This window comes from Schaalia vaccimaxillae DSM 15804, from assembly GCF_000420425.1.
Lineage (GTDB): Bacteria > Actinomycetota > Actinomycetes > Actinomycetales > Actinomycetaceae > Pauljensenia > Pauljensenia vaccimaxillae.
On the sequence record NZ_ATUX01000005.1, the window covers coordinates 321,010 to 347,235 of the forward strand.

Annotated in this window: 27 protein-coding genes and 1 tRNA gene; 13 read left to right on the forward strand and 15 right to left on the reverse strand. The window is 58.0% G+C overall.

All coding sequences use genetic code 11. The annotated features are described in order from the left end of the window. The first annotated feature begins 1 nt into the window (after position 1). Both G439_RS0101540 and G439_RS0101545 read left to right on the forward strand, forming a co-directional pair. Positions 2 to 625 (forward strand): hypothetical protein, encoded by a 624-nt coding sequence (locus tag G439_RS0101540; protein ID WP_026459275.1) that lies wholly within the window; start codon positions 2 to 4, stop codon positions 623 to 625. A 131-nt stretch (positions 626 to 756) separates the two neighbouring features. Next, positions 757 to 1,110, forward strand: coding sequence for a hypothetical protein (locus G439_RS0101545; RefSeq protein WP_131333472.1), 354 nt, complete (start codon positions 757 to 759; stop codon positions 1,108 to 1,110). A gap of 159 nt (positions 1,111 to 1,269) precedes the next feature. Here G439_RS0101545 and G439_RS0101550 read toward each other — a convergent pair whose 3' ends face one another. Continuing rightward, positions 1,270 to 1,782 (reverse strand): PH domain-containing protein, encoded by a 513-nt coding sequence (locus tag G439_RS0101550; RefSeq protein WP_022867433.1) that lies wholly within the window; start codon positions 1,780 to 1,782, stop codon positions 1,270 to 1,272. Between the two features lie 47 nt (positions 1,783 to 1,829). On the opposite strand from G439_RS0101550, the gene G439_RS10735 reads away from it, so the two are divergent. Together G439_RS10735 and fbaA are read left to right on the forward strand one after the other, a co-directional pair. Further along, a complete protein-coding gene (locus G439_RS10735) occupies positions 1,830 to 2,477 on the forward strand; it encodes a TrmH family RNA methyltransferase (protein WP_022867434.1) in 648 nt (215 codons plus the stop codon). A 91-nt stretch (positions 2,478 to 2,568) separates the two neighbouring features. After that, entirely contained in the window at positions 2,569 to 3,597 is a 1,029-nt protein-coding gene (gene fbaA / locus G439_RS0101560) for a class II fructose-bisphosphate aldolase (RefSeq protein ID WP_022867435.1), read from the forward strand. 139 nt (positions 3,598 to 3,736) lie between these two features. Here the strand turns inward: fbaA and G439_RS0101565 are convergent, their stop codons facing one another. The 6 genes from G439_RS0101565 to G439_RS0101585 all read right to left on the reverse strand — a co-directional run bounded on the left by G439_RS0101565 (position 3,737) and on the right by G439_RS0101585 (position 7,602). Next, entirely contained in the window at positions 3,737 to 4,885 is a 1,149-nt protein-coding gene (locus G439_RS0101565) for a hypothetical protein (protein ID WP_022867436.1), read from the reverse strand. Between the two features lie 49 nt (positions 4,886 to 4,934). Continuing rightward, a complete protein-coding gene (locus G439_RS12585) occupies positions 4,935 to 5,105 on the reverse strand; it encodes a hypothetical protein (protein WP_165544512.1) in 171 nt (56 codons plus the stop codon). A 43-nt stretch (positions 5,106 to 5,148) separates the two neighbouring features. After that, a complete protein-coding gene (locus G439_RS12480) occupies positions 5,149 to 5,574 on the reverse strand; it encodes a hypothetical protein (RefSeq protein ID WP_131333474.1) in 426 nt (141 codons plus the stop codon). Between the two features lie 293 nt (positions 5,575 to 5,867). Further along, positions 5,868 to 7,061 carry a hypothetical protein gene (locus G439_RS0101575; protein WP_022867438.1) on the reverse strand — a complete coding sequence of 398 codons (1,194 nt, stop codon included), beginning with the start codon at positions 7,059 to 7,061 and terminating at the stop codon, positions 5,868 to 5,870. Beyond that, positions 7,058 to 7,342 (reverse strand): hypothetical protein, encoded by a 285-nt coding sequence (locus tag G439_RS0101580; RefSeq protein WP_022867439.1) that lies wholly within the window; start codon positions 7,340 to 7,342, stop codon positions 7,058 to 7,060. Before G439_RS0101580 ends, G439_RS0101575 begins: the two co-directional genes overlap by 4 nt. Next, the gene (locus tag G439_RS0101585; protein ID WP_022867440.1) at positions 7,339 to 7,602 is read right to left on the reverse strand and encodes an SAV_915 family protein; all 264 of its coding nucleotides are present in this window, start codon (positions 7,600 to 7,602) and stop codon (positions 7,339 to 7,341) included. The genes G439_RS0101580 and G439_RS0101585 overlap by 4 nt, the downstream gene beginning before the upstream one ends. Positions 7,603 to 7,842: 240 nt before the next feature. On the opposite strand from G439_RS0101585, the gene G439_RS0101590 reads away from it, so the two are divergent. Beyond that, entirely contained in the window at positions 7,843 to 9,054 is a 1,212-nt protein-coding gene (locus G439_RS0101590; protein WP_022867441.1) for a hypothetical protein, read from the forward strand. Between the two features lie 35 nt (positions 9,055 to 9,089). Here G439_RS0101590 and G439_RS0101595 read toward each other — a convergent pair whose 3' ends face one another. From G439_RS0101595 to G439_RS0101605, 3 genes are all read right to left on the reverse strand, one after another. Continuing rightward, positions 9,090 to 9,842: a glycerophosphoryl diester phosphodiesterase gene (locus G439_RS0101595; protein ID WP_022867442.1), complete on the reverse strand. Its 753-nt coding sequence runs from the start codon at positions 9,840 to 9,842 to the stop codon at positions 9,090 to 9,092. 119 nt (positions 9,843 to 9,961) lie between these two features. Continuing rightward, positions 9,962 to 11,227: a DUF4032 domain-containing protein gene (locus tag G439_RS0101600; RefSeq protein ID WP_022867443.1), complete on the reverse strand. Its 1,266-nt coding sequence runs from the start codon at positions 11,225 to 11,227 to the stop codon at positions 9,962 to 9,964. Positions 11,228 to 11,383: 156 nt separating this feature from the next. After that, the gene (locus tag G439_RS0101605; protein ID WP_022867444.1) at positions 11,384 to 12,514 is read right to left on the reverse strand and encodes an ABC transporter ATP-binding protein; all 1,131 of its coding nucleotides are present in this window, start codon (positions 12,512 to 12,514) and stop codon (positions 11,384 to 11,386) included. Between the two features lie 270 nt (positions 12,515 to 12,784). Here G439_RS0101605 and G439_RS10740 point away from each other — a divergent pair, with 270 nt between their 5' ends. The 3 genes from G439_RS10740 to G439_RS0101620 all read left to right on the forward strand — a co-directional run bounded on the left by G439_RS10740 (position 12,785) and on the right by G439_RS0101620 (position 15,806). After that, positions 12,785 to 14,656 carry a serine/threonine-protein kinase gene (locus tag G439_RS10740; RefSeq protein ID WP_022867445.1) on the forward strand — a complete coding sequence of 624 codons (1,872 nt, stop codon included), beginning with the start codon at positions 12,785 to 12,787 and terminating at the stop codon, positions 14,654 to 14,656. A gap of 126 nt (positions 14,657 to 14,782) precedes the next feature. Then, complete coding sequence (locus tag G439_RS0101615; protein ID WP_022867446.1) at positions 14,783 to 15,646, forward strand: DsbA family protein; 864 nt, start codon at positions 14,783 to 14,785, stop codon at positions 15,644 to 15,646. An 84-nt stretch (positions 15,647 to 15,730) separates the two neighbouring features. Then, positions 15,731 to 15,806, forward strand: a tRNA-Thr gene (locus tag G439_RS0101620). A 178-nt stretch (positions 15,807 to 15,984) separates the two neighbouring features. Here G439_RS0101620 and G439_RS0101625 read toward each other — a convergent pair. Beyond that, positions 15,985 to 16,683: a uracil-DNA glycosylase gene (locus tag G439_RS0101625; RefSeq protein ID WP_022867447.1), complete on the reverse strand. Its 699-nt coding sequence runs from the start codon at positions 16,681 to 16,683 to the stop codon at positions 15,985 to 15,987. A gap of 83 nt (positions 16,684 to 16,766) precedes the next feature. Here G439_RS0101625 and G439_RS0101630 point away from each other — a divergent pair, with 83 nt between their 5' ends. After that, on the forward strand, positions 16,767 to 17,384 hold the full coding sequence (locus tag G439_RS0101630; RefSeq protein WP_026459276.1) for a LytR C-terminal domain-containing protein: 618 nt from the start codon (positions 16,767 to 16,769) through the stop codon (positions 17,382 to 17,384). Between the two features lie 276 nt (positions 17,385 to 17,660). After that, positions 17,661 to 19,286, forward strand: coding sequence for a chaperonin GroEL (groL, locus tag G439_RS0101635; RefSeq protein ID WP_022867449.1), 1,626 nt, complete (start codon positions 17,661 to 17,663; stop codon positions 19,284 to 19,286). A gap of 87 nt (positions 19,287 to 19,373) precedes the next feature. Here groL and G439_RS0101640 read toward each other — a convergent pair whose 3' ends face one another. The 4 genes from G439_RS0101640 to G439_RS0101655 form a co-directional block, all read right to left on the reverse strand. Then, complete coding sequence (locus G439_RS0101640; RefSeq protein WP_341532742.1) at positions 19,374 to 19,685, reverse strand: WXG100 family type VII secretion target; 312 nt, start codon at positions 19,683 to 19,685, stop codon at positions 19,374 to 19,376. 138 nt (positions 19,686 to 19,823) lie between these two features. Continuing rightward, positions 19,824 to 20,798 (reverse strand): HD domain-containing protein, encoded by a 975-nt coding sequence (locus G439_RS0101645; protein WP_022867451.1) that lies wholly within the window; start codon positions 20,796 to 20,798, stop codon positions 19,824 to 19,826. A 76-nt stretch (positions 20,799 to 20,874) separates the two neighbouring features. Beyond that, complete coding sequence (locus G439_RS0101650; protein ID WP_022867452.1) at positions 20,875 to 22,341, reverse strand: sensor histidine kinase; 1,467 nt, start codon at positions 22,339 to 22,341, stop codon at positions 20,875 to 20,877. 15 nt (positions 22,342 to 22,356) lie between these two features. Further along, a complete protein-coding gene (locus tag G439_RS0101655) occupies positions 22,357 to 23,067 on the reverse strand; it encodes a response regulator transcription factor (RefSeq protein ID WP_022867453.1) in 711 nt (236 codons plus the stop codon). 134 nt (positions 23,068 to 23,201) lie between these two features. On the opposite strand from G439_RS0101655, the gene G439_RS0101660 reads away from it, so the two are divergent. The 3 genes from G439_RS0101660 to G439_RS0101670 are packed head-to-tail and all read left to right on the forward strand — an operon-like array spanning position 23,202 to position 26,222. Further along, on the forward strand, positions 23,202 to 23,684 hold the full coding sequence (locus G439_RS0101660) for a PH domain-containing protein (protein ID WP_022867454.1): 483 nt from the start codon (positions 23,202 to 23,204) through the stop codon (positions 23,682 to 23,684). Continuing rightward, complete coding sequence (locus G439_RS10745; RefSeq protein ID WP_022867455.1) at positions 23,681 to 25,339, forward strand: PH domain-containing protein; 1,659 nt, start codon at positions 23,681 to 23,683, stop codon at positions 25,337 to 25,339. Before G439_RS0101660 ends, G439_RS10745 begins: the two co-directional genes overlap by 4 nt. Next, positions 25,332 to 26,222 carry a Rossmann-like and DUF2520 domain-containing protein gene (locus G439_RS0101670; protein WP_022867456.1) on the forward strand — a complete coding sequence of 297 codons (891 nt, stop codon included), beginning with the start codon at positions 25,332 to 25,334 and terminating at the stop codon, positions 26,220 to 26,222. The genes G439_RS10745 and G439_RS0101670 overlap by 8 nt, the downstream gene beginning before the upstream one ends. Positions 26,223 to 26,226 lie beyond the last annotated feature (4 nt).

Genomic DNA, 26,226 nt, shown 5'->3' on the forward strand with positions numbered 1-26,226 from the left:
AGTGGATGGCTTTTATGTCACGGTCTATGACGCCCCTTTGCATCCTGAGGAATCTGCGAAACGTGAGGTGTTCGTCGATTCGACGTATCGACGCGGGGCCAATGGGACGAAGCCGAACATGGTGTCGGTGTTCGAGTCGGCCTATGGTCAGATTCATCCTGGAGGAACTCTGGACAGTGACTCGCATAACGGCATTGGTGGGGGGAGCCGGGCTGAGGCCTTCCAGGACATCACGAATGTTCCTGCCGGTGGAGTGTCACGTCATCCAGGAATCTTCGGATGGGGCCAAGGGTATGGTCACGAGGAACGGGAGCAGATCGTTCAAGCGTTGTCGGATCATCGGCCAGCTACCGCGGGTACGGGTAACGCCCCCCTGTCGCATTTCCCTGACGACGGTTGGGCAAATGCGGAAGTCATGGTTGATGGCAGCAAACAGACGATCCGCATCCCGTATGGGCATGCCTACATGGTTGAAGGGGCGGGTAGTGAGGGTGTGACGCTCCGAAATCCCTGGAGGCGGAACTGGACTCCAGATGAGAATCCTGTTGCAGCTTCTTTTGTTATGTCCTGGGAGGATTTCGGTCATTACTACGGGGATGTGGCGATTGGAGGGCCGTATCGGTGAGGGTGCTGCGTGGTGTTCTTTGGTGGGGTGTCGTTGTTGGAATGTTGGCTGGTCTGTTGTCGGGGTGTGTGCATCGTGATGCTCCGGCTGGGGATTCTGATTCTCCGACTTTTATGAGGGAGGGTGATTTTATGGCTTGCGCGGATGGTTATAAGTTCAGCATTGTTGAGAATGCTGTCTTCAGGCCCGGCGGAGATGATGTGATGGTCGTCGTCAATGGTGTGCGTATCGAGGATGGGGTAATGAAAGCCCATTTGTCGAGTGTAGGAAGCGTGGATGGTGTTGGGGCCAGTCTTGTAGTGGGTGAGGCTGTGGTGCATCCGGGGGTGGGGACGTATACGTTGTTGGATGTTGTGCCGCGTAGTCGTCCTGCGGGTCAGGATGGTGGGGGTGGTCAGGCGAGTTTTTGTTTTGAGCCTGAGCCTGGTTTTGCTTTGGATCGGGAATATTTCGGCTTGCCCGATGATTCCCAAAGTGCGGATTGAAAACCGGTTCTGCACAGCTTTCCTCAGTAGCAAGGGTTATCGTTCGGAAAAACCGCAGTCATTGAGGCTACAGAACAAGGCCTGCCCCAGTTTCATGCTCGCGAGCGGGGAAGAAACCAGGGGACACTTCACCCTGGTACCCGCCCCGCGTCAATGAGTTCAATCCGTAGGATCCGCGTCAACGGCTCCCTGCACGTCGTGGAAAAGTAGGTTGGTGACTTCGACTTGAACAATCTCCACCTTAGGAATGTCAACGAGGTCGAGCGGATCGTCGCTGGAGGTCTGCAACGTCAGCGTTCCGCAACCGAACATGCGGTCGATCAAGTCACGTTCGTGAGTGACGTCAGAAATACGAGACAGTGGCAAATCGTGGCCACGCTTATTGAAGACGCCGTGGCGGGTAATGACGCGCTTGGATGTCAACGTGTAGGTGGTGGTGGACCATTTGATGAAAGGAATAACAAAGACCTGAAACACAATCACGGCCACGAGTAGCCACACAACAATGTGACTGTAGGGCGCCCAATCATCTGGCAGATACACCGAAGCGGCAATCCCCGCCAGGATCAGGGCGATCGCGGCGACGATATTCCACAGAATTGCTTTAATGTGGGAATGCATATGACGGACGACAACCTCGCCCTGACTGAGAAGATGCTTCGACAATGCCATGTCTCAATCGTGACACGAACAGCCCCTTTCGCACTATGGTGTGCCCGATGAATGATCAGACGACACCCCAGGACGCGCCCTCGCCCTCGCCCTCGCCCTCGTCCGCAGTTGGCCCGTGGCCCGGCGGGCCCGACCAATGGCCCGACGACCCGCGCTACGACCCGGAATTGCTGGCCGGAGGGGATGCACGCAATGTTGAGGACCGCTACCGCTATTGGACGATGGACGCGATCCGCGCCGACGTTGCCGCCCACAGCTTGCCCTTTGAGGTGGCGATTGAAAATCTGGGCCACGACTTCAATATCGGGTCGATTGTGCGCACCGCCAACGCTTTGGGAGCCAGGCGTGTCCACATCGTGGGGCGACGCAGGTGGAACCGGCGCGGAGCCATGGTCACCGACCGATACATCGAGGTCGATCACTTGCCGGACGCTGCCGCGCTCGCGGACCACTGTCAGAGTGAGGGGCTGACGATGGTGGGAGTAGATAACGTAGATGGCTCAATTCCTCTGGAGCGAGCGCAGCTTCCGGTCAGGGCGTGCTTGGTTTTTGGCGAAGAATCAGCAGGGTTAAGCCCGCAGATGATTGCGTCCTGCGAGGTCGTGGTGGCTATTACACAACGCGGATCAACCAGGTCGATGAATGTTGGTCACGCTGCCGCCATCGCCATGTGGGCACAAGTGCAGCGTTATTGAACATAAGATTCGGGACTTCCTTCCTCGCATGAACGAGGAGATCTGTGACAGAATTGTTCCGGCAAATCTGTCACTCGATTAGGAGGCTATTGTGCCTATCGCAACCCCTGAGGTCTACGCCGAGATGCTGAATCGCGCGAAGGAAGGCAAGTTCGCCTACCCCGCGATCAACATCACCTCTTCCCAGACCGTCACTGCCGCCATCCAAGGCTTCGCCGAGGCAGAGTCCGACGGCATCATCCAGGTGTCCGTTGGTGGCGCCGAGTACGCATCCGGCTCGACCATCAAGAACCGCGTGACCGGCTCTCTGGCCCTGGCCGCCTACGCCACCGAGGTCGCCAAGAACTACGGCGTCACCATTGCCCTGCACACCGACCACTGTGCCAAGCAGAACATCGACTCCTGGGTTTGCCCCCTGCTGGAGCTCGAGGCCGAGCAGGTCGCCAAGGGTGGTCTTCCCACTTTCCAGTCCCACATGTGGGACGGCTCCGCTGTGCCGCTCGACGAGAACCTTGAGATCGCCAAGGAAATGCTGGAACTGTCTGTCAAGGCCAACACCATCCTCGAGGTTGAGATCGGTGTTGTCGGTGGCGAAGAAGACGGTGTCGTTGGCGAAATCAACGAGAAGCTCTACACCACCACCGAAGATGCCCTCAAGACCGTTGAGGCTCTAGGCCTGGGCGAAAAGGGCCGCTACCTGACCGCTCTGACCTTCGGCAACGTACACGGCGTGTACAAGCCCGGCCACGTCAAGCTGCGTCCCGAGATCCTGGGCACCATCCAGGAAGAGGTCGCCGCCAAGGTTGGTTGGAAGAACAACCGCCCCTTCGACCTGGTCATGCACGGTGGCTCCGGCTCCACCGCCGAAGAGATCGCCCTGGCTGTTGCCAACGGCGTCATCAAGATGAACGTCGACACCGACACCCAGTACGCCTTCACCCGTCCCGTCGTGGAGCACATGTTCCGCAACTACGACGGTGTCCTCAAGATTGATGGCGAGGTCGGCAACAAGAAGATGTACGATCCTCGCTCCTGGGGCAAGTCGGCCGAAGCCGGCATGGCCGCCCGCGTCGTCGAGGCCTGCGAACGCCTCGGCTCCGTCGGCACCAAGATGAAGTGATCATCAGCATCTAGCTGAACTGATTCGCTGAATCAGACTCGGGTGCCCCGCCGCGACTGATCGCGGCGGGGCACTTTTGTTGTTTCGGCTGGTGGGAGCGTTGTCTTCAGCGTGCGGCAATATGGGTGGTTACCGGTGATCAACGCATTTGGATGCGTTGCCTGGTTGGCTGGTGAGGAAGGTCTTTGCGAATTTCGGTGATCAACTCTGCCTGTTCAGCTTCCAGTGTCTTCACTATGTGATCGATGATCTGTTTAAGCGGCGCCTTATTGGGGTTTTTTAGTGGACGCGCCAGGAGATATCCCCATTTAGTCAGGGCAGGGAATGAGAAGGCGCAGAATAAGAGCGCAGCAACGTTGATGAAGCTGCTGTTGTCGTAGTGGAGGATGCCGACTTTGAGGAGCCATATGAAGAAGAAGAACGCGCTCATGACGTGCATTGTCCATGCCAGGAAATAGGAGGGGACGAATTCTCTTTGTGAGAGGCGTTCGATTATAGCTTGATAGAGACTGAGCATTGAGAAACCGAAGAATACGGTGACAAGCATGGCACCACTTACGGTTATGATTATGAAGTGGCGGAGCTCAGCTGCTGAAATGCTCTTGTCCGCACCCACGATCATGGTGACGACGACTAGTGGGATGACCAGTCCGACTGGGATCGTCCAGAACGCGGGCATCTCCGTGAGTAAAGATCGGTGAAATAGCCTGAGTTTTTTAGGCATTGAAAGGGAATCAGGGTCTTTGGAGCGTTGGAGTGCCCTCACTACGTGCTCAGGAAGATCAGGGAGGGACCTGCCTCGCGCCAATCGCCACATTGTCACTCGTGATTCATCGTTCCATAGCCCTCGCAGATCCTCCAACGCGGCCGCGGTGTCTGCCAGTCTCAGGACGCGTCCTGGCACTGAAGGTGGTCCACCAGATTTGCGGATGTACGTGAAGACGATCCAGTAGAGTGTCCAGAACAGCGTGGTTGCGAGGAGGGAAGACTCCCAACCGCATGAGGTCGGCTGGAAGCGTTTGACGAAGGTGATCGTTGAGACTCCGGCGGTGCCAGCGCTGATGATTATGGCGATCACCTGGACTGCGGTCTCATCAGAAATCAAACGCGCGGTGTTCTTGTGGTGGGCGAACCATTGCGTGTTGAACGGGTCGTTCCTCGTTAAAGCCGAGGGTGTAGAGGTTTGCTTTTCGACGAATGATAGACCCAGGAGTGCAAAAACCAGACTGCTTTGAACTCCGAGAAGAATCGAGTTAGGGATATTAATGTTGCGCAGGTGAATCCACATCCTATCGAGATCGTAAGGATTCCCCGAGGCGCCCTCCCAGTAAAGAACATCAAGACCGGTGACCAAATACTGCGTAGGCAGCGAGAAAAAACACTGGCGCAGCGATAAAGAACATCCATCCCACCAATCTAGCGAGGCGTTCGGCAAGGTTGTTTGATGAGGCGGAGGTTGAGTCCTTCTGCTTGGGTTCGGATTCGTTGCTAGCTGGTGTCCTACTCATAGTGCCGATGTTATTTCAAAGGGAGGGGTTGTTGGATCTGTACCTATTTCTTTGTGTGGGTGCACATGTCTACGACGCGATTCAGGCCTTCGGGGGCGGCTAGTTCCCAGCGGTTCTCGGGGTGGTGGGAATAGTAGTCGATGATGTTGTGTAGGTCGGTTGCTCTGGTAGGTAGGAGGTTTCTTTGGAGGAAGCTGGTGCCTGTGGCGTCGTTGTAGATGCAGAGGCGTTGAGCATCGAAGGGGCCAAGTTTGGGGTGAGTATTCCAGTCGAGCCGTAGTGCTTGACCGTCAATAGCTTGGAGCCGAATGTACTGGGGGGTTAGTGTGATTTCGAAGCGGGCGCCATTTTTGAATAGGCCGCGCATCCGGTACGCCTGTATGCCAGCAGCCAACAGAAGAAAAATGCCAACAAGAATATAGGTGGGGGCTTGGCCGACAGTGGCCAGCCAGTAAAAATATGTGGACATACCAAGAGCAACGACACACTCTGCCGCTAGCGCGAAAACATGAACTACACGCGTCCTTGTCACGAGTCTATCTGGATAACGCAACCACCGAGGATTCGAAGGTGCCAACTGAACGACGAGTTCCAATAGCACGGCAAGAGCAAGGAAAGCCGGAAGCGCCCTGAGTATAAAATGAAAAAGACTGATGATGCAGGAAGCTGGAATGAGAAAGAGCGTTGCTCTGAGAAGCCTCCGTTGAGCATGGGCATGCTTTTCGTCAAATACGAATGGATTCCATCCTGCAGCAGGTCTTTTCATAGTGCTCCTCCGGGAAAAGTGAGGAAACTTGGTAGAGAGTCGTCTGAATTTCCATTAGATTTTCTGACGTATTCGCGTTGCTGTTGTCCGAGGTGCCCCATCAGGTCATGGATTGGTTCGTCGATGAACTTTCGTCGGATGCGCAGCGGGACGTAATACTCGTAAGCGCTCTTGGCTGCATAAGCGCCGACGCTTGCGGTAACACCGATGGCAATGGCGGGGGATATGACACCTGTGCTGAGAACTGTACCGGCAGCGGCCGCCCCGGTGGCGGTGGCGGTGGCGATTCCTATACCTACGCCGACAGCCACAGATCCGGGTGATTCACCGGAAGCAATGTCGACTCCGGCGCTAATGAACGAGCCGACTACACCTGCGCGGCCAGCCCACTTAGCGTATGTCATTGTCGTTTTGCTACTTGAGAAAGCGCTTTGCGCACTACGGGAAGATTGGCCAGCTTTGATGGCTTCTGTTGGGTTTAAACCCAAGCGTCTCCATTCATTTGCACTTCGAACGGCAGCAGCGGCTGCTGCAGAATGGGCGAGAAAAGATTGTTGGCGGAAGTAGCTACTTGACATTTCAGTGGCAATATTGACACCCAAGTCGAGCAGGATGCTGTCGAGGTCAGGAAGGGCAATAATGTCATTGAGTTCATCGGCGATTCGCTTTGCGAAAGAATTGAACAGTTCGTGGGTGTGGGGAACGTCCTCGCACAGATATTCCCAAGTGCGCCACTGCTGCTTTAAAACATTGTTACGAGAGATCAACATAGCGCGGGAGGATTTCTCCTCCTCGGACATGTCCTGAGAAAACAAGGGGACATCCTCCAACGGATCTGGAGGAAAAATAAGAAAATCGGAAACTTGTAGTCCTGCATCGCGCGCATTCCAACGATGATCACTCATATCACGTTGTCTGTCGAATAACTCGTCAGCGTAGGCTGTCAAGCGATCTCCTAGCCGCTTGACGGTGTCAGCCCACTTGAAAGCTGCCTCCTTCATCGGTGAGGCACTATTCTCGTAGGCGTCTGCGGCAAGCCCCTGCCAATCGACTGCCAATTCCCGGCATGTGCTCAGATTCAATGCTTGATCCTCAAACACCCGACCTGATTCTACGAGCCAGTCAGCAACACGTCGCACACTCGTGTGATCGCCTTTGATATGGGTGTCAAGCACATTGGGACTCATCATTCGACTTCCATGCTAAACGAATCGGCAATTTGTTCATCCTGGGCGATCGTTGCATTCTTGGCTGCATCGAGTGCCATTGACATAGAAGCAGACCACGTTGAGAGCACTCCGTAATTGCTAGCGATTTTTGCCAAGGCTGTCAAAATATGTGACTCGAGAACTCCGCCGTCAACGTTTTCTGGCATTGACGGTGCCTGGGAATTAATCCTCTCAGCGATTTCGGCATGGCGTTCAACCATGAGTTCAAGTGCATCGGTGTCTTCGAAAAGTAAATGCGTCACTCGCTCACAAGCCCTTCTGGTCGGCGAAACTCTTTTGGAATCTCAGCATCCAGCAGAATGACGTCGAAGTTCTGGTCGCGTTCGATTTCGTCCAACCGATCCGTCGGTATCAAAACCCAAGGTTGATACGGGCCGCAATGATCCGCCAAACGGTCAAGCGCAGTGTAGGCGAGCAGGGCGATTCGACCATCCGTGAGTCGGCGTAGTTCCACTTCCGTTCCAAAAGACGTTGCGGTCCCAGACGATGGGATGTAAAGCATCGGAGGGATGATCCGGTGGCTAGTGGCCTCAGCAGCAGTATCAACCGTGTGTTGACGATAATGAACTGGTCAGTAGATATAAAGACCATCTTAAAAATGAGGATAATCCCCAGACGTTCTTGGGACGCAAGCCGCAGGCAAGACGAGGGCGTCCATCGGCCAATATCTGTGCCTCGCCGGAGGGGAACAAGGCAGATATGATGTGACGAGGGCATCATCATCGACAAAAAGGGGAACGCCATGGAGCACAACTGGACCCGCATTGAAGGCATGCTCATCGGACAACAGATTGATCCGACCGCTGTAGCCCGCGAACTACGCGAACGAGGCATCCTCGCCCAACTCGAATGGTTCCCCTCCACGCCCCAGTTGCTTGGCCTCAACCTGGCCGTTGCGGATGGTGCGGTCGCCCTCGTGCCCGCTGATTCGAGCGACGTGGTTGCAGGCCCCACCCCAGACGAGCTGGCGGAAGAACTCGCCATCCTCTTCGAGGCAGAAGTGCGTATTGGCGGGGCCGCCGCCGATCACCTTCCCGAAGGCGAATCTCCGTTGGCAGAAACGTGGCCTGAAGACGACGAGTTGGACGACGAGGACGAGTCCCCTTCGCGCATCGTCGAAATTGGCCGCACTCCAGCCTCGTCCGTTCCCCTCCTGGCAGCTCTTGAAGGCGTTGATTTGGGAGACTTGGAACTTGCCGACGACCACCGCGCTCTGCTTGCCGAACTCCCGCCCGAAAAAGCAGGCTGGAACTTCGGTGAACTCCCGCTCGTAACCCTGTCCCTGACCGACGGCGAATTCCAGGTGTTCTTGGTGACGGATGACCATCTGGAACACGTCGTCACCCATAACTGGGCGATGGATAGCCTCGTTGTGGCTGGTGGGCATGAAAACTCTGACGATGTTGCCGCTGAGGTTATCGACTTGGTCGGGGACCGCGGCGACCTGACCGCTATTGCCAAAGCCATCCCCGGAGCCGACATCCAGGCCCTGCACGCCTCAGCCTCGCTGTCTGGCGAAGAAGCAGTGTGGAAGGTCGTCAAGGCGCTGGGACTACCCGCCGGAGTTGCTGGCTTCCTCGTTGGGTCCTCGCAAATGGACGAGGTCGACGGCGTGACCGTGCACCTGGCGCGCGGAATCTCCAATGCCATTGGCCGCAGCGTCGACATTATGCTCAAAGAACCCGAATCCACGGTTCAAACCCTGTGGAACGGCTACCAGGAAGTGGCCGTCGAAAAACCGTGGATCATCCGCATAGCCGCCGCCGTTGAAGCCACGGTTGGTGCTGGCCTATTGGCTGCGTGCGTGAGGGCAGCTAAGCCGCGTTCAGGGTGGAGAATCTTCTCCGGCGTTCTAGGAGCAGTGCTGGTTGTCGATTCGGTTGCTGAGATTTCACTAGCCAAATACGTGGCGATGCGTCACGAACGTAAGACGAAGCACGACAACGAGTTCTAACGCCACCATCCTGGCTGGGGACAGTGCTCGGAGTTTTAGCGGGCCAGAGCCTCAGCCGGGAAATCCTGCGGGCGGTCAGTGAAGATACCCGTAACACCCCACTTGGCGAGTTCAGCGGCCTGGTCCACGTCGTTCACGGTCCACACATTGACCTCAAAACCAGCGTCCAGCATTGAAGCAACTTCGGCCTCGGTCACTCCCTCCACATCCGGGTGAATAGCTTTGCAACCCAGCCGTGCCGCGCCCTCCTGCCAGGTGGGGCCAGGCTGGCCTTCACGCTCAAACAGCCAACCCAACTCAATCTCAGGGCGAACCCTGTGGAAGTCAGCCAGCAACTCATGGTCAAAAGACGACACCAGCAGGCGTGAGAAGTCCTCGACCTTTCCGACAGCCACATTGAGGTTCTCAATGAGTTTTTCGCGCAGCTGAGTGCCTGCCCGGCAGGGTTTGATCTCCAGGTTCATTCCCATATTCGCCGCGTTAGCAAACTCAATAACCGTGGCCACCTCGGGAATGCGCTCAAAGGTGTAAGTGTTGGAGAACCACTTGCCAGCGTCCAAGCGGCGAATATCTGAAAAAGTCAGGTTGTAGTAGCCGCCCTTGCCGTTGGTTGTACGATCCAGTCGATCATCGTGCATGACGATCAGTGAGCCGTCGCGAATAATGTCGACGTCGAATTCAAACCATGAGGCCCCAACCTCAGCCGCCTTTGCAAAAGCCGCAATAGTGTTCTCTGGCGCCAGTGAAGACGCTCCGCGGTGCGCATAGATACGGGGGTACGTGGTCATGGATCCTCCTGAAAACTCTCAAACAGCATCTATTGTCCCGCGGCTGCCCCGGTCACGCCCACTAGGGCACTACGCCCGTGGCAGAACACGCATCGCCGGGTCTGGCTAGCGCGCCGTCCTCACCACAGATCCGGGTTCGAATCGGCTGTGGTGCCGTCCTCGTCGCCGCCCGCCGACACGAAAACCTCTTCGTCACGTTTGCCTGCCAACACCTGATCCACATAGGACGCAATCGCATCAGACAGCGGAACGTCGCGGCCTTGCTGCTGGGCGAGGAACCAACGATGGTCAAGGAACTCGTGGAAAATCTGCGCGGGCTCAAGTTTGCTTGCCAACTGCGGGGGAACTGCGCGGATGACGGGCTCGAACACATGAGACAGCCACTCGTGAGCCACAATCTCCAACGGTAAATCTGAACGTTCCGTGGTGGCACGGAAGGTCTCAATGTCGTTGAGGAGGCGCTGGCCTTGATGCTCGCCTACGTCCATGCCGGTCAGTCGCATGAGTTTTCGGTGATGGTGCCCAGCATCAACCACTTTCGGCTCAATTTCGAGGCGCATACCGGAGCTATCAGATGTCATCTTGAGTTCACCAACGTCGAAGCCCAAGTCATTCAGGCGACGAATCTTTTGAGCAACCTTGTGACGCTGATCAGAACCTTCAATGATCTCAACACCGGTGAGCTCTTCCCACAGGTCGCAGTAGCGGCTGCGAATACGGTCACCAATATCAATAGGATCGGCGTCATCAGGGAAGAAAGCCCCAGCTTGTAGATCCATGAGCTCACCGATGATATTGGTGCGTGCCAAGTCCACGTCGTAGTCGCGTTGTCCATCGGTTAGGCGCGGGTGCAGCTCCCCGGTTTCTGCGTCCACCAGGTAGGCGCTAAAAGCGCCGGCGTCACGCCGAAAAAGAGTATTCGACAGGGACACGTCTCCCCAGTAGAAGCCCTTGAGGTGGAGGCGAACCAGGAGCACAGCCAGGGCGTCGATCAGGCGGGTTGCTGTCTCTGGCGTCATGTGCTGGCTGAACAGGGCGCGGTAGGGGAGAGAAAATTGCAGGTGCTCGGTGACGAGGGCGGCGTTGAGTTCTTCGCCGTTGGGAGTGTGACGTCCAGTGATGACGGCGGTGGGTAGGACCGAGGGCGCGTCGAGGCGGTGGAGGTCCCTCAGCAATTCAAATTCGCGGTGAGCAACGGTCGGCCCGATCTCTTTGATGGCAATGACACGGCCCGACAGGTTCACGAAGCGAACAATATGACGCGAGATTCCCCGAGGAAGAGCAGCGAGAATATCCTGCGGCCAATCTTCCAATGCCACTTCCCACGGTAGGTCAAGAAGCGCGGGATCAACCGTGGCAGCTGTGATCTCAAGGGCTTGCGACATAATCCTATTCTCGCATTGATCCAGACTGTCCTCAGCCAATCTCACTGGGCACTCAGCAAGATACCGGGCTTTGAACAGACAAGGGCCCCGGCCTCACCCAGCAAATGAAAGCCAGGCAAAACCGGGGCACCGTTGATCAATCGGCTATACGTCCGATCAGTCAGGCAAACGCACGCCGGTGGCAGCGGAGAAGTTGTGCTGCTTGCCCGGAATGATGCGCGTGTGGATGACGCCGCCGCGGGCCGGAGCCGTACGCGGAGGAACGCGCACAATCAGCTGCTCCTTGGAACCGTCAGCACCTGAGCCCAGGCCGTGACCGGATTCGGCTCCAGCCAGGTGACCGTAGACGTAAGCGTCCGAGCCGAGTTCTTCGACGAAGTCGACCTGGACGGGGATGGTGTCCGGGGTGTCGGCGGAGACAGCCTCGAGTCCCTCAGGTCGGAAACCAATGGTGATCTTGCCAGCGTCGGCGTCGCTGACGGCAGCAAGGGCTGCCTGCGACAGGGGGACCCGTGCGGCACCGATCTTTGCGGTGTCACCATCAATGTCGAAGGTTCCAATGTTCATGGCGGGCGAGCCAATGAAGCCTGCAACGAACACGTTGGCGGGACGATCGTACATTTCGGCGGGTGTGCCGACCTGCTGGAGGATGCCCTTGTCGAGGACGGCGATACGGTCACCCATGGTCAGAGCCTCAGTCTGGTCGTGGGTGACGTAGACGGTGGTAACACCGAGCTGGCGCTGCAAGGAAGCAATCTGCGTACGAGTCTGGACACGCAGCTTGGCATCCAGGTTCGACAGAGGCTCATCCATGAGGAAGACCTGGGGCTTGCGCACGATGGCGCGGCCCATAGCCACACGCTGACGCTGACCACCGGACAGGGCCTTCGGCTTGCGATCCAGGTATTCCTCTAGGTCGAGGATGCGGGCGGCCTCGTCGACCCGCTTAGCGATCTCATCCTTGGGGGTGCCAGCGATCTTGAGGGCAAAACCCATGTTGTCGCGCACCGACATGTGCGGGTACAGAGCGTAGTTCTGGAAAACCATTGCGATATCGCGGTTCTTCGGAGGAACGTCAGTGACGTCGCGGTCGCCAATAAAGATACGGCCGGAGTTGACGTCCTCAAGGCCAGCGAGCATGCGCAGCGACGTGGACTTGCCGCAGCCAGAGGGGCCAACGAGGACGAGGAATTCGCCGTCTGCAATCTCGAGTTCGAGCTGGTCGACGGAGGGCTCCGTGTTGCCCGGGTAGATACGCGTGGCCTTATCAAAGGTAACGGTTGCCATGATGAAATTTTTCCTTCCCACCGGCAGGTACGTGCCGGACGATCCGAGTGGGTAGTCGTTGCACCAACAGCAGTGTTGGCGTGCGGGTCGGTCCACCGGTGACCCGCCTTTGAAAAAATAGCATGGCGAGCAGGTTTAAGAAACCTTTTATCGCTATTGCCTGTGCTCACAAGTGTTCCGGTGTACTGAAATCTTTTTCGCTGCCCGTAGATGCGCCCAGTACCGTCCCGCTGAACCACAGATGAGACAGGGTCCCTGTAACCTGTTCGCGTGGATGTTGGGGACGAGATTGGCGGCTACACGTTGCGCAGGCGGGTCGGCACCGGTGGTGCTGGCACAGTCTGGCTCGCCCAAGATGGCGCCGGACAAAACGTTGCCTTCAAAGCCATCCACCCAGCCTTCGCCGCTTCCGAAGCCGCCCGCGACCGCCTCGTCCGTGAAGCGCGCACCGTCAACTCCGTGAAGTCCGACTGCGTTGCGCATGTGATCGACATTGAGGTCGACGCCAGCCAACCCTTTGTGGTCTCAGAGTTCATCGAAGGGCCAACCCTGGCCCAAGTCATCCAATCTGGGCCGATTTCACGCGCAGGCGTGGCTGCTCTCGCCCATCATTTGGCCGAGGTTATTGACGCCGTTCACGCGGCCCACATCATCCACCGAGACATTAAGCCATCCAACATCATCTGCTCGCCCTCGGGCCCTTTTCTCATTGACTTCGGTATCGCAATGGCAGACGAGGACGACCACCTGACTCGCACCGGCCTCGTATCGGGAACCGCCGGATACACCGCTCCCGAACTCATGCGCGCTCAACCTGCTGACACAGCCGTCGACTGGTGGGCATGGTGCGCGACTCTCCTGTCCGCCGCGACAGGCAGGCCTCCCTACGGCACTGGCGACATGCAAGCCATCATCGTCAACGTCGTCAACGGGCTTCCCGACACCGCCGGATTATCGCCGAGGGCAGTCCAAGCTTTGACGGCGGGGCTGTCCGTGGACCGCGAAGAACGCCCGTCGCCCTCGTTGATCGTTGCCGACCTGATGGCTGACGCGGGATGGGCTCCCGGCGCCCTCGACTATGTTGCGGTCGACTGGCATGCGCTGCTGTACAGGGGGGAAAAGACTGAGCGGCTCCAGCCTGGTGAGGTGCCGGTGCTTGACTCCGCTGACGTCGCACCGGCGGTGTCATATGCCCCAGATACGGTAGTCGTCGACGAAGAGGTCGACTTCGATGAATATGAGGAAGAGGAATACGAGGGCGACGAAGAGCCTGATCCCGACGGCACGCAGATCTACGAGTCCGAGTGGAGCAACGATGAGCTTGCCCAGACTCGACCCATGCCTACGGGAGCGACACCTGTTGTTCCCCGCCCCAGGGCTATTCCGGCCATGCAAGGTGTGCCGACGCAGATCTATCAGGACCCGTATCAGCCGAATCAGCCTTGGCTACAGGCTCCTATGGCTGGACCCGGTGTCTATATGCAGCCCAACGCTGGGTCATGGCTCCCCCCTGCACAGACATATATCCCAAAGCGTCCCAAGACTCCATGGATTCTGGGCGCAGTCAGTATGGGTGTTTTGGCTGCTCTGCCTTTGATGATGGGCCAGACCGGCGGTCTTGTTGCTCTTTTTGTTCTGGTGATCTTTACGATCCCCGGAGCGATGTGGCGATGGCTTGAACAGCGGCGCATCAAACATGGAGGTGCGCGAACTTCAGATGGTGTTGCCCTCCTGGGAATGGCACCGCTACTGGCGCTGCGTGCATTGGCTGAACTTGTTTTAGGTTTGGGGCTCGGCGCACTCATCCCCTACGTGGTTTGGCTGGTGTATTCGCCTGGAGTTTACGGACAAATCCAGTGGAAGCGTCCCCTTGACTGGTTGACCAGCATGACGCCGCCCGTTCAGTGGGATCAAGCTTTGGTCAGAGCCGACGTGAATGCGGTGGTGTGGGCGCTGCTCTTCTTGGAACTTTTCACACTGTGGCTAAGCCCCACCACCCCATCGCTGCGGGACGGCTTTTCACGAGTGACGATGAAAATGTTTCGACCCGTCGGATTGAGAATCGTGCTGATCTTCGTCGGCATTGCTTTCATTGTGGGAATGTGGATTGCGACAACCGGAGGATATGGGCCAAGCCACTGATCGTCGGCAACGACTAGCTCGACTTGGCGCGAAGTTTGAAAAGCTGTGGCATCGCAAACATCAAGGGGTTTCTTCGTCTCCCTGTGGCTACGCTAAGAAAGTTACCGAATCAGGAAGGCTCCCACAATGGCGAAGAACTCTACGGCCAATGACGCAGCCCGGCTCAAAGCCCAGCAGATGCGCGAAGCCCAGGCAAAAGCCGACAAGCGCGTACGTAACATCATTATCGGCGTCGTTGCCGTCATCGTCATCGCGATCGTCGCGGTGGTCGGTGTTGTTGTCAGCCAGCAGGTCGCTAAAGAGAACGCTGCTCGGTCGGCGGATTCTGCAGTTCTCGGCTCCTATAAAGACGGTGCTGGTGTCATCGTCACCGCTAATGGTGTTTCCAAAGAAGCGGACGAATCTTTGCCGACGCTCACCGAGTACTTCGACTATTCGTGCCATGCGTGTGCAGATATTGACGGTTTCATCGGTCAAGATGTCACCGACGGTGCTCTCAACGGCGAATACAACCTCGAGATCATCCCCGTTGATACCGTGAACATGCCCTACGCCGGCGCAGCGACCTCGGCCTCGTTGATCGTTGCGGAAAAGGATCCAAACAATTGGATCAAGTTCCACCATGCATTGCTGTCCTACTTTGCTAGCCAATTCAACTCTGGCAAGGGCAGCGTGATCCAGGATGCGGATGCGTCCTGGAAGCAGGTTAAGACTATTGCCGCCGAGCAGGGTATTGCCCAAGATCTCATTGAGACGTTCCCCGTCAACGCCGCTGATGAATACCTGGAGATCACTGGCAAAGCCTGGCGTGAGGCAAAGTATCAGAACCGTGATGCTAATGGATCCATCGGCACTCCGGAGTTTGTGCTTAACCACACCTCCAAGATCGCATTGGCTGGTAATGACGCAGCGTCCATCCTTGAATCCCTGCGTTCGGGCATGAAGCTTGAGTCTGCTGAGTCAGGCACACAGGTGTCCCAGTCGCAATGAAATTGGGCTGGTAAGTGGCTTGGGGGTTCGGCCGATTCGTCCGGACCCCCAAGTTCATGGCACACTTAGTGCGCTGAAACGCTTGCCGCCTTAGCTCAGTTGGTAGAGCAGCTGTCTTGTAAACAGCAGGTCATCGGTTCGAGTCCGATAGGCGGCTCCAGCAAGAAACGGCCCCAGCATTGAGGAAACTCGATGTTGGGGTTGTTTTGTATGTAGACAGATCGTTAGTTTTTAGCCATTCATGTAGCCATTACTACAGCCAAAGATGTCGCTGATGGGCGTCCTTCGCGGGAGTTTTGGGCGTCCTTCGGGGGAAAGAAAAAGAAGAGGCGAGGGCGCTAGAGGCGCCAGTTGACGGGGGTGGCGCCTTGAGCGGCAAGTAGGTCGTTCGCCTTCGAAAAGGGTTTCGAACCAAAGAAGCCGCGCGAGGCTGACAGGGGAGAAGGATGCACAGACTTAATGACCGGTGTGTCCCCGAGGCGAGGCTCCAAAGTCTGGGCGTCGCGCCCCCACAGGATCGCCACCATCGGCTTGGGGGAACCGTCCTCGTTCTTCCTGCGCACCAGAGCATCGATGGCGCACTCCGTCACTTCCTCCCAGCCGCGCTTGCGGTGAGAGCCGGGCGCGCCTGGGCGAACAGTGAGCACTCGATTGAGCAGGCAGACACCCTCGCGCGACCACGCCGACAAATCTCCCGAGGAAGGGGCAGGAACCCCTAGATCGGATTCGAGCTCCTTAAAAATGTTCTGTAGGGAACGCGGCAATGCCACTCCAGGTGCCACAGAAAAACTCAATCCCATGGCGTGCCCCGGTGTTGGGTAGGGGTCTTGGCCTACGACCAAGACCTTGACCTCGTCGAAGGGGTAGGTGAATGCCCGCAGAACATCTGTGCCCGCTGGAAGGTAGTGGTGACCGGCTTGGATCTCGGCGCGCAGCATCGCTCCAAGCTCGTGGATACGGGCTTCGACGGGAGCCAAGGCTTGGGCCCAACCTGGATCAATGAGAGCTGACAGAGGCTGCGGTTTGATTACATTCACGCCATACAGCCTAAAGCTCGGGTGGCAAAGACGCGCCCACCCGGATGTCCTTTCAATAACTGCAGTGCCGTTACCCTGGGAGGGTGAGTGCACAGTATCCAAAGGATGAATTTGACCGCGCCGGCGAGGACATGCCCGTGGGCATGCATCGGCCGCAGCCGTCGAAATGGAAGTCCGTGTGGCCTTTCTTGGCTATCTTGGTGATCGTTCCACTGCTGGGCTGGGGAGCCAGCACGCTCCTGACGAACCGCGGCATCGTCACGCCCGAAACGGTCAATGAGCTTGCAGGACAGTCCTCCCAATCAGCACAGCCCCAGTCCGATGCAATGTCGGCGGGCCCGCAAAGTATCCCCGTCGAACCTGAACCAGTTGTTGAGGAACCTCAGTCGGAGCCCGAAGCTGCCGAGAAAGAAAAGCCTGAAGCTGAGGAACCAACGGTTGATCAAAACCTCGCTGTCAAGGTCCTCAACGGAACGGGAATCAACGGATATGCCGCCGAGCAGGCAGGCATCCTCACGGGCGCTGGCTATTCCTCGGTGAGTGCCGCCAATGCCACCGGCTGGCAGGCCGAGGTTAGCACCGTCTATTACGAGGGTGAGGATAACCTCGCGACAGCCCAAGATGTTGCCTCGCGACTAGGCATCACGAATGTGGCGTCAACGACGGGATTGAGCGCCCCCGTCACCGTGATCTTGCGCTGAAGGTCTTATGCCGCTTGAAGCGGTGAGTGTGAGTCCCTGGCCCATGATGGGCCGGGGACTCATTCGCTATCAGCGGACTATTTCAGTGTGTGGCCCGCTCGTCTTGCACTCGCATGTGTCGAGTGCCAAACTTGGCGTTAGCACTCGCCACGGCAGAGTGACAAGACCACACGGTCCGGTGAGGCCCAAGGGCGGTCGCGAAAGGCGCGGCCACCACGAAGCCGTCCGTCGCGGGCATCGGACCCGATCCGCAATGCGGAAGGGAAACTGACAAGAATGTCCAAGATCATTAACTTCGACGAGGAAGCGCGTCGCGGCATGGAACGCGGCCTGAACCTTTTGGCCGACACCGTTAAGGTGACGCTTGGCCCCAAGGGCCGCAATGTCGTCCTCGACAAGAAGTGGGGCGCTCCCACCATCACCAAGGACGGTGTCTCCGTCGCCAAGGAAATCGACCTCGACGACCCCTTCGAGCGCATCGGCGCCGAACTGGTCAAGGAAGTTGCCAAGAAGACCGACGACGTTGCAGGCGACGGCACCACCACCGCCACCGTCCTCGCCCAGGCTCTCGTGCGTGAAGGCCTGCGCAACGTGGCCGCTGGCTCCAACCCGATCGCCCTCAAGCGCGGCATCGACCAGGCTGTCTCCGCCATCGTCGACCAGCTCCACAAGGACGCCAAGCCCGTCGAAACCACCGAGCAGATCGCAGCCACCGCCTCCATCTCGGCCAACGACACCGAAATCGGCGACCTCATCGCCCAGGCCTTCGAGAAGGTCGGCGCCGAAGGCGTCGTCACCGTTGAAGAAACCAACTCCTTCGACACTACCTTGGAAACCACCGAGGGTATGCGCTTCGACAAGGGCTACCTGTCGGCCTACTTCGTCACCGACAACGAGCGCCAGGAAGCCGTCCTCGAAGACGCCTACGTCCTGCTCATGGACTCCAAGATCTCCAACGTCAAGGACATCGTCCCCGTCCTGGAGAAGGTCATGCAGACCGGCAAGCCTCTGGCCATCATCGCCGAGGACGTCGAGGGCGAAGCCCTGGCCACCTTGGTCGTCAACAAGATCCGCGGCACCTTCAAGTCCGTGGCCGTCAAGGCCCCCGGCTTCGGCGACCGCCGCAAAGCCATGCTGCAGGATATGGCCATCCTCACCGGCGGCCAGGTCATCTCCGAGACCGTTGGCCTCTCGCTGGAAAATGCCGAGCTCGACCTGCTGGGCCGCGCCCGCAAGATCGTTGTCTCCAAGGATGAGACCACCATCGTCGAGGGTGCAGGCGACAAGGACATGCTCGATGGTCGCGTCCGCCAGATCCGCCAGGAAATCGACAACACCGACTCCGATTACGACCGTGAGAAGCTCCAGGAGCGCCTCGCCAAGCTCGCTGGCGGAGTTGCCGTCATCAAGTCCGGTGCCGCCACCGAGGTCGAACTCAAGGAACGTAAACACCGCATCGAAGACGCCATCCGCAACGCTCGCGCAGCCTCCGAAGAGGGCCTGGTCGCTGGCGGCGGTGTCGCGCTGATCCAGGCTGCCTCCCAGTCCCTGGGCGCCCTTGACGGACTCGAGGGAGACGAGGCTACCGGCGTCAACATCGTGCGCGTCGCCATCTCCGCTCCGCTCAAGCAGATCGCAGAAAACGCTGGCCTCGAAGGCGGCGTCGTTGCTGACCGTGTTGCTGGCATGGACGCAGGCCACGGCCTGAACGCAGCCACCGGCGAGTACGGTGACCTCATGGCCGAAGGCATCTCCGACCCGGTCAAGGTCACCCGCTCTGCTCTGCAGAACGCAGCTTCGATCGCAGGCATGTTCCTGACAACCGAGGCAGTCGTTGCCGACAAGCCCGAACCTCCGGCTCCCGCCGGTGGCGAGGACGCCGGCATGGGCGGTATGTACTGAGCCAACACACGCAGTAGCTCATAGCTCACTGAGTGAAACTGGGGCCGTTCCCGTAAGGGGAGCGGCCCCAGTCGCGTACCCACTAGTTCAGCCGCTAAAGAGCGCCGACGACTGAGCTTCTGCTTCCGCGTACACATTGGCAGCCATGTGCATTTGAGAACTAATTGAGGTTAACGAAGCCTCAACCTGGGCTTGGGTTGCTTGCCACTGCGAGACTGTGCCGGAAAAATTCGCGTGAGCAACCCCCGTCCATGTTTCTTGCAAGGCCATGAGCTCTGCCAGCATGGCACCCACTTCTGAACGGATCCGGTCGGCTGTGGCCGCGACCCGCGCCGCAGACAGACTGACCTGGTGTGAATCCACCGCATACATTGCCATTGTCAAACTCGCTTTCGTCAAAGCGCCCCGTTTAGGCGCCGCTACTCGACGCTAAGCAAGTAGGAATAATCGCGGCTAGGTCGATGGGGAAAACGGTGGATAACCCATGCCTGACGTTGCCTGTGGATACAAGGGGAGTAACGTCCAGGCCGCGAGGAATCAGTCGCGCTCGGCAGGAATATCGAGATCGTCAATAGCTGATTCCAAAGAGGAGGTCGTTTCGTCCTCGTTGGAAGCGGCCTTGTCGTCGATTGGCTTGAGAACGGGCAACACGCCGGTGGTCGTTAAAGGATCATCGTCGTCGCTGGTGCGTGACGGTGTTGCTTTGAGCGACCGCCTCTTAATGATGATCGTGCCAGTTGAGGTCACGTCCTCATCGCTGCGCGAATCCACATCGTCCTCGTCCTCGGAATCATCATCGATGTCACTGTCTGCAGATTCTGCGCACAGCTTCGACAGCGATTCAGTCAATCGGGTCTGTTCGACCTCGAGATTGGCGCGAGTGGCATCCTCCCACTCTTCGCCCAATGGAGAGGAATAGATCTTTTCGCGCAACAAAAGTTTGTCAACCACCGCTTTTCGAGCTTTGAGGTAGGTGACATCATCGAGCTCGGCGAGTTCTGTGCGCAGATTTTCTCGGAACTTCTTATATTCCTGTGGCGACACGGACAACATCGCCAAATCAGCATCCATTAAAACCTGAGCATCAAAGTCAGCGCGAGGAGCTCGGTGACGCACCAGGTAGGTGATGAGTTCGTCGACGCGTTCAACAACTTCTTCACTGACCCCGAGGGCGGTCAAGCGGTTGTACGCATGGTTGACGCAGCGGGCGGTGGCAAAATCTGTATCCGTCTGATGCATCTTGACTTCCAGAGCCTTGTTGAGGAAAGCCCCGTGATACCAGGCGGCAATACGCAGAACGTCTGGATCGTGCGCGGTATCAGCGATCTCGTCAATGTGGGCGAGAACGTTAATAAGATGGCGCAGATTGTGTACGTGGCGATCGGGTGTGCTCCAACGTGCGGCGAGGTCGAAAGCCTCGACGTCGAGCTCATCGGTCGTCGCTGTTGCGCCGATCTGCTGCATAGCGTCTACGAAAGCGCTTAGCAGCCACTGAGGTGCCTGTGCACCCATGGGCAGCTCCTGTGTCAGGTGATACCCGGTTATGCTAATCACCCACGTGGTAACTCGGCATCTCCGGTGGCACGAATCACTGACCGATGGGTAGTTCGATGCGTACGGTCAACCCGCCGCCCTTCGTCCTCGTCAACTCAGCGGTGCCGTGGTGAGCCGACAGGATCCCCGAAACGATGGCTAATCCCAAGCCCGATCCACCAGTCGTCCGATTGCGAGACGTATCGGCTCGGTAGAAGCGTTCAAAGACGCGGCTACGGTCGTCATCGTCGATGCCAGGACCGTGATCCCGGAACTCGACCACGGCACGACCGGACACAGTCCCCAGAGCGATCTCAACGGGGGAACCTTCAGGCGTATAGCGAATGATGTTGCCAATGAGATTGGTGAATACCTGCTGGATGCGGTCACGGTCAGCGCTCACCACCAGAGTCATCGGCGGTTTACGCCCCGAAAGGTCCTGCAATGCTGCGGCGCGAGTCGAATCCAAAGCCTGCAAGTCGAAGACTGCGTTATCTGCGAGCTTGACCAAATCAACGTCGGTGAACTCCAGTGGGCGCCCCTCATCCAGACGCGCCAGCGTCAAAAGGTCTTCAACAAGAGTTGCCATGCGGGTCGACTCCGATGAAATTCGCCCCATGACCTCTGAAATGCGTTCTTCGGGCACGCCGCCCATCGAATACAACTCGCAATAGCCTGAGATCGCGGCCAAAGGGGTTCGCAATTCGTGAGAAGCATCGGACACGAAACGTCGGATCTTGTTCTCAGATTGCTGCCGGGCTTCGAAAGACTGCTCGACCTGGGTGAGCATGGCGTTCAAAGACAACGACAACGATCCCACCTCGGTGGTGGGGGAACCGGACTCGACGCGCTGGGTCAGGTCGCCTGCTGCGATCTTGCCAGCCGTGGATTCGATACGGCGCAGGGCAGACAAGGACCGGCGCACCAGCCACTTACCGATAACGCCACCCACCAGGACGATAACCGCGGCCGTGGTCGTCATATATAGGGCTGTTGTGCGCAGAGTGTGCTGGACATCCGCCAGAGGCAGAGCGATCGTCATGACGCCAATCGGCTCGGAGGAAGTTACCGTGTAGATCGGCACGGCAACAGCTCTCCACGTCGCCCCACGTTTCGTTGACTGGACGGTCACGGGAGTTGTCATGCCCGAGGCTGTGTCGGCACTTTCGCCGACTGTTAAGAGTTCAGGGATGAGGGGAGTGCCGGCTGCTTCGAGAGTCTCCGGGTAGTAGCTGACTTCTTCCTGAGACCCTTGGAGTTCACGGCGAATGTAATAGAGCGTAGGAATTGCCGATTCTCTTGAATCAACATGACCGTAGGATGCGGTCGTCACCGAAAAAGCAACCGAGGCTAGCTGCTGGTCCACCTGGGATACGAGGTGGCGCTGCAAAAGACCAATCATGACGGTCCCCGACATCATCAGTCCCAAAGCTAGAAGCCCTGTAATCACGGCGACGAGCTGGGTTGATAGCGGTCGGCCATCCCAGGACCTTTGCAATCGACCGATCGGTCCCATCCCCATAGGTCAGCCCCTCGATCAGTCCTCGGCGCGCAGGATGTAACCAACTCCCCGCTTAGTGTGGATCAATTCGCCGCCTGCCCCCTCAACAGCGAGCTTGCGACGCAGATACGAAATATAGGATTCGACGATTGCAACTTCGCCATCCCAGTCGTACTCCCACACATGGTCCAGGATCTGTATTTTGGACACCACGCGGCCCTCGTTGAGCATGAGGTAGCGCAACAGTTTGAACTCTGTGGGACTCAGGTCAATATCAATACCCGCCCGGGTGACTTCGTGCGCGTCCTCGTCAACGACGAGGTCTCCGACGCGCAACTTGCCGTCGTCCTCTTCAGAACCCATGGTGCGCCGCAAAATCGCGCGGATGCGTGCGACTACTTCTTCGAGGCCGAAAGGTTTGGTCACGTAGTCGTCACCGCCCACTGTCAGGCCTTGGATCTTGTCGCGCATGTCGTCGCGAGCCGTCAGGAAAAGGACAGGCACGTTCACTCCCGCTTCGCGCAGACGCCGCGTGACGGTGAATCCGTCCATATCTGGCAGCATGACGTCCAACACGATGAGGTTGGGATGCTCATCCATGGCCAGGCGGTACGCAGAGGCACCATCCTCGGCAGACAGGACATCAAAACCGGCGAAGCGTAGGGAGGAGGCGAGCAGGTCACGGATATTGGGCTCGTCGTCGACAACAAGTAGACGGGCTTCACCGGTGTTTTCTTGCGCAAGCATGACACCATCATCCCCGACTGCGCTGAATGTTTCCTGGGAGTTGTGTGGGAGACAAGTGGGACTTTTCTGCGCCTGTTGGCTAGCCCCCCCAAATGATGTGCGAACATAGACGCTAACGAGAAGAAAGCGAGATCATGGCTGATCTGATGACACCCGAAGGCGTGGACTTCCACCCCGTATCCCCGGCACTGACAAAAGTCCGCATTATCGGAAACCTCATCTGGACACTTCCACCTCTCATTGGTTTTGCCATCGCGGCCGTCCTCGTTGAACCGTTGCTGTGGATCGGCGCGGGCGTCTTCGCGCTCCTCATCCTCTGGTTGCTGTGGCTCATTCCTCGCCAGGTGCGGGCAATGGCTTTTGGGCAAGGTGCAGATGAGTTCTGTATCCGCAAGGGCGTCATGTTCCAAAGCCTGACCCTGGTTCCCTACGGACGCATTCAATACGTCGACGTGTCCCAAGGGCCCATCGCCCGAGCCTTCGGCATCGCCGAAATCAAACTCAACACCGCTTCGGTGGAAACAGCGGGCACCCTCAACGGTGTCCCCGCCGACGAGGCCGCCCGCCTGCGCGACCTTCTGGCCGAACGCGGCAGTGCAGAATTGGCGGGCCTGTGAGTACCGAAGAAAAAGGACGTCCGGTCAAGGTGCGAAAGACATCCGTCGTTGACGAGGGCGTGCCCGCCGACCAGTGGCGCAAAATCCATCCGATCTCACCGATAATTAATGCGTGGAAGGCGCTCGCGGCGCTCGCGGCCTTCGTGGTCTATCAGAACTACGAGATCTTTGCTGATCTTGCACAAACAGATTTTGCGCGCCAATTCAGCGGCGGACAGATTGCCGTGGCTCTTATTGGTTCTGCCCTTGTCTTCCTGCTCATCGCGGCCGGATACTCGTGGCTTGCTTGGCGAGCCACCTCTTTTGCTGTCACAGGCACCGCTGTGTGGTTTAGACATGGTATTTTGCAGCGATCCCAGCGCCATGCGCGCCTGGATCGAATCCAAGCCGTCGATCTCTTCCACCCGCTGCTCGGACGAATCTTTGGCCTGGGTAAGCTCAACATTGAGGTCGCGGGAGGAAACGACTCGAACCTGACTTTTGGCTACCTCAAGACTGAGGAACTGGAAGCCCTGCGCGCTGAAATTTTGGCCAGGGCAGCGGGCATCGTCCTCGACGAAAAGAGCGAAGCACCCGACGACGGCCAGGACGTGTCACACGCGGGCCTGCCAGGACATACTTCTTCTCGACCGCAGGCTCCCGTGGCTGCTGAGCGTTCCCTCTACACGATCCCCGTCGGCCGGCTTGTTGGCTCCATTGCTTTGTCAATGGGGGTGGCGATTATGGGGCTCATCGCAGTGGGGTTGGTTGTTGGAATCGTCGTCCTAGCGTTCGTTATTGGCCCAGAGATTCTCGGTTCACTCCTAGGTTTACTGCCCATTATTTTGGGTATTGGTGGATTCATATGGAGCCGTTTTGCAGGGGAGTTCAACTTCACGGCCGCGGTTTCAGCCGACGGCATCCGGGTGCGGCGAGGCCTGCTGGAAACCCGATCACAGACCATTCCTCCGCGCCGCGTCCACGCGGTTCAAGTGACGCAGCCTTGGCTGTGGCGCCGCAAGGACTGGTATCGAGTGACCATTGTGCAAGCCGGCGTGGGGGGCAAATCGGGTGAATCATCCAATGATTCGGCGGCTGCCCTCGCCGGACACGTCCTTTTGCCTGTTGGTACGCGCGCCGAAGCCGAACTCGCCCTGTGGCTAGTCATACGTGATCTGGGAGTTCAAGATCCGCAGATATTCTTGGATGTGGCGTTTAAGGGGCGTCGGGACGGGCAGGGTTTTGTCCCGGTTCCGGTGAAGGCCCGTTGGCTTGATTGGTTCTCCTACAAGCGCCGTGCCTATGCGTTAACTGATTCCACTTTTGTTGTGCGCGACGGGTGGCTCACCCACACGACGGCTTTTGTTCCCATCGAGCGCGCCCAGTCTCTCAACCTCAACCAGGGGCCGATTGAACGCAAGCTCGGCCTGGCCAATGTTCACGTCAATATCGTGCCCGGCCAGATCCAGCACAGAGCCAACCATGTTGAGGTGGGCCAGGCCAAAACATTGTTGGAGGAACTGCGTATCAAGTCTGGCTTGCGCCGTTCAAGCGAGCCTCCCGAAAAGTGGATGATTCGGGTTTCGCAAAAGATTGACAATCTGCCCGCTCAAGGTATTGAGGCTGAAGGCAGTCTCTTTGACGAGGACGCGGCAAGCGAGATCACTCATGAGTGAAGATCGCGCCGGACGTTTAGGCATTGGCATTATCGGCATGGGCCAAGTCGGCCCGGTGCTTGGTTCAGCCTTACGTTCTGTTGGTCACCAGATCGTTGGAGTCAGTGCATCCTCTGAACGTTCCAAGGAACGCGCCGACGCCATGCTGCCCGGAGTGCCGATCCTTGAGGTGCCCGAGGTTATTGAGCGCAGCGAGGTCGTCATCCTGGCGGTTCCTGACGACCAGATCGCTCCATTGGTGGCAGGGTTGGCTGAATTAGGTCGGTGGCAGTCCGGCCAGATTGTTGTCCACCTATCTGGTGCTCATGGGACGGGGATCTTGGCTCCGGCCATTGCGTCGGGGGCGATTGGCCTGGCCATCCACCCGGCAATGACTTTCACCGGATATTCCGTCGATGTCCAGCGCCTGGTCGGTACTCCCTTCGCGGTCACCGCCGCAGCCCCGTTCTTGCCGATTGCCCAAGCGCTTGTTGTGGAGATAGGCGGCGAGCCGGTAGTGGTTGCCGAGGACGATAGGACCCTCTACCACGCTGGTCTTGCCCACGGGGCGAATTTCCTGGCCGGCCTCGTCGTCCAAACTACGAGGATTCTTGGCGAAGCGGGGATTGAGAACCCCGCGCTGTATGTGCGGCCTTTGCTCGAGGCAGCGCTTGATCGAGCCCTGTCTGAGGGAATCCAAGGGATCTCTGGGCCGGTTGCTCGCGGTGATGCCGGGACTGTGGCAGAACATGTGCGAGCCATGGCTGCCAAGTCTGAGCTGGGTGGGGAGTTGGATACCTACGCGCATATGACTCGTACTTTGGCGGATCTGCTAGAAGGCGGCCGTAAGTTGGGTGAGCGCGAGGCGACGGCAATCCGCGCCTCCCTCAACCCGCCCGCCTGACCTC

Coding starts and splice junctions, on each gene's coding strand:
- G439_RS0101545 (WP_131333472.1), top strand. CDS start 757: ATGGCTTGCGCGGATGGTTATAAGTTCAGCATTGTTGAGAATGCTGTC.
- G439_RS0101550 (WP_022867433.1), bottom strand. CDS start 1,782: ATGGCATTGTCGAAGCATCTTCTCAGTCAGGGCGAGGTTGTCGTCCGT.
- G439_RS10735 (WP_022867434.1), top strand. CDS start 1,830: ATGAATGATCAGACGACACCCCAGGACGCGCCCTCGCCCTCGCCCTCG.
- G439_RS0101565 (WP_022867436.1), bottom strand. CDS start 4,885: ATGTGGATTCACCTGCGCAACATTAATATCCCTAACTCGATTCTTCTC.
- G439_RS12585 (WP_165544512.1), bottom strand. CDS start 5,105: ATGAGTAGGACACCAGCTAGCAACGAATCCGAACCCAAGCAGAAGGAC.
- G439_RS12480 (WP_131333474.1), bottom strand. CDS start 5,574: ATGTCCACATATTTTTACTGGCTGGCCACTGTCGGCCAAGCCCCCACC.
- G439_RS0101575 (WP_022867438.1), bottom strand. CDS start 7,061: ATGATGAGTCCCAATGTGCTTGACACCCATATCAAAGGCGATCACACG.
- G439_RS0101585 (WP_022867440.1), bottom strand. CDS start 7,602: ATGCTTTACATCCCATCGTCTGGGACCGCAACGTCTTTTGGAACGGAA.
- G439_RS0101590 (WP_022867441.1), top strand. CDS start 7,843: ATGGAGCACAACTGGACCCGCATTGAAGGCATGCTCATCGGACAACAG.
- G439_RS0101595 (WP_022867442.1), bottom strand. CDS start 9,842: ATGACCACGTACCCCCGTATCTATGCGCACCGCGGAGCGTCTTCACTG.
- G439_RS0101600 (WP_022867443.1), bottom strand. CDS start 11,227: ATGTCGCAAGCCCTTGAGATCACAGCTGCCACGGTTGATCCCGCGCTT.
- G439_RS0101605 (WP_022867444.1), bottom strand. CDS start 12,514: ATGGCAACCGTTACCTTTGATAAGGCCACGCGTATCTACCCGGGCAAC.
- G439_RS0101615 (WP_022867446.1), top strand. CDS start 14,783: ATGGCGAAGAACTCTACGGCCAATGACGCAGCCCGGCTCAAAGCCCAG.
- groL (WP_022867449.1), top strand. CDS start 17,661: ATGTCCAAGATCATTAACTTCGACGAGGAAGCGCGTCGCGGCATGGAA.
- G439_RS0101645 (WP_022867451.1), bottom strand. CDS start 20,798: ATGGGTGCACAGGCACCTCAGTGGCTGCTAAGCGCTTTCGTAGACGCT.
- G439_RS0101650 (WP_022867452.1), bottom strand. CDS start 22,341: ATGGGGATGGGACCGATCGGTCGATTGCAAAGGTCCTGGGATGGCCGA.
- G439_RS0101655 (WP_022867453.1), bottom strand. CDS start 23,067: ATGCTTGCGCAAGAAAACACCGGTGAAGCCCGTCTACTTGTTGTCGAC.
- G439_RS0101660 (WP_022867454.1), top strand. CDS start 23,202: ATGGCTGATCTGATGACACCCGAAGGCGTGGACTTCCACCCCGTATCC.
- G439_RS0101670 (WP_022867456.1), top strand. CDS start 25,332: ATGAGTGAAGATCGCGCCGGACGTTTAGGCATTGGCATTATCGGCATG.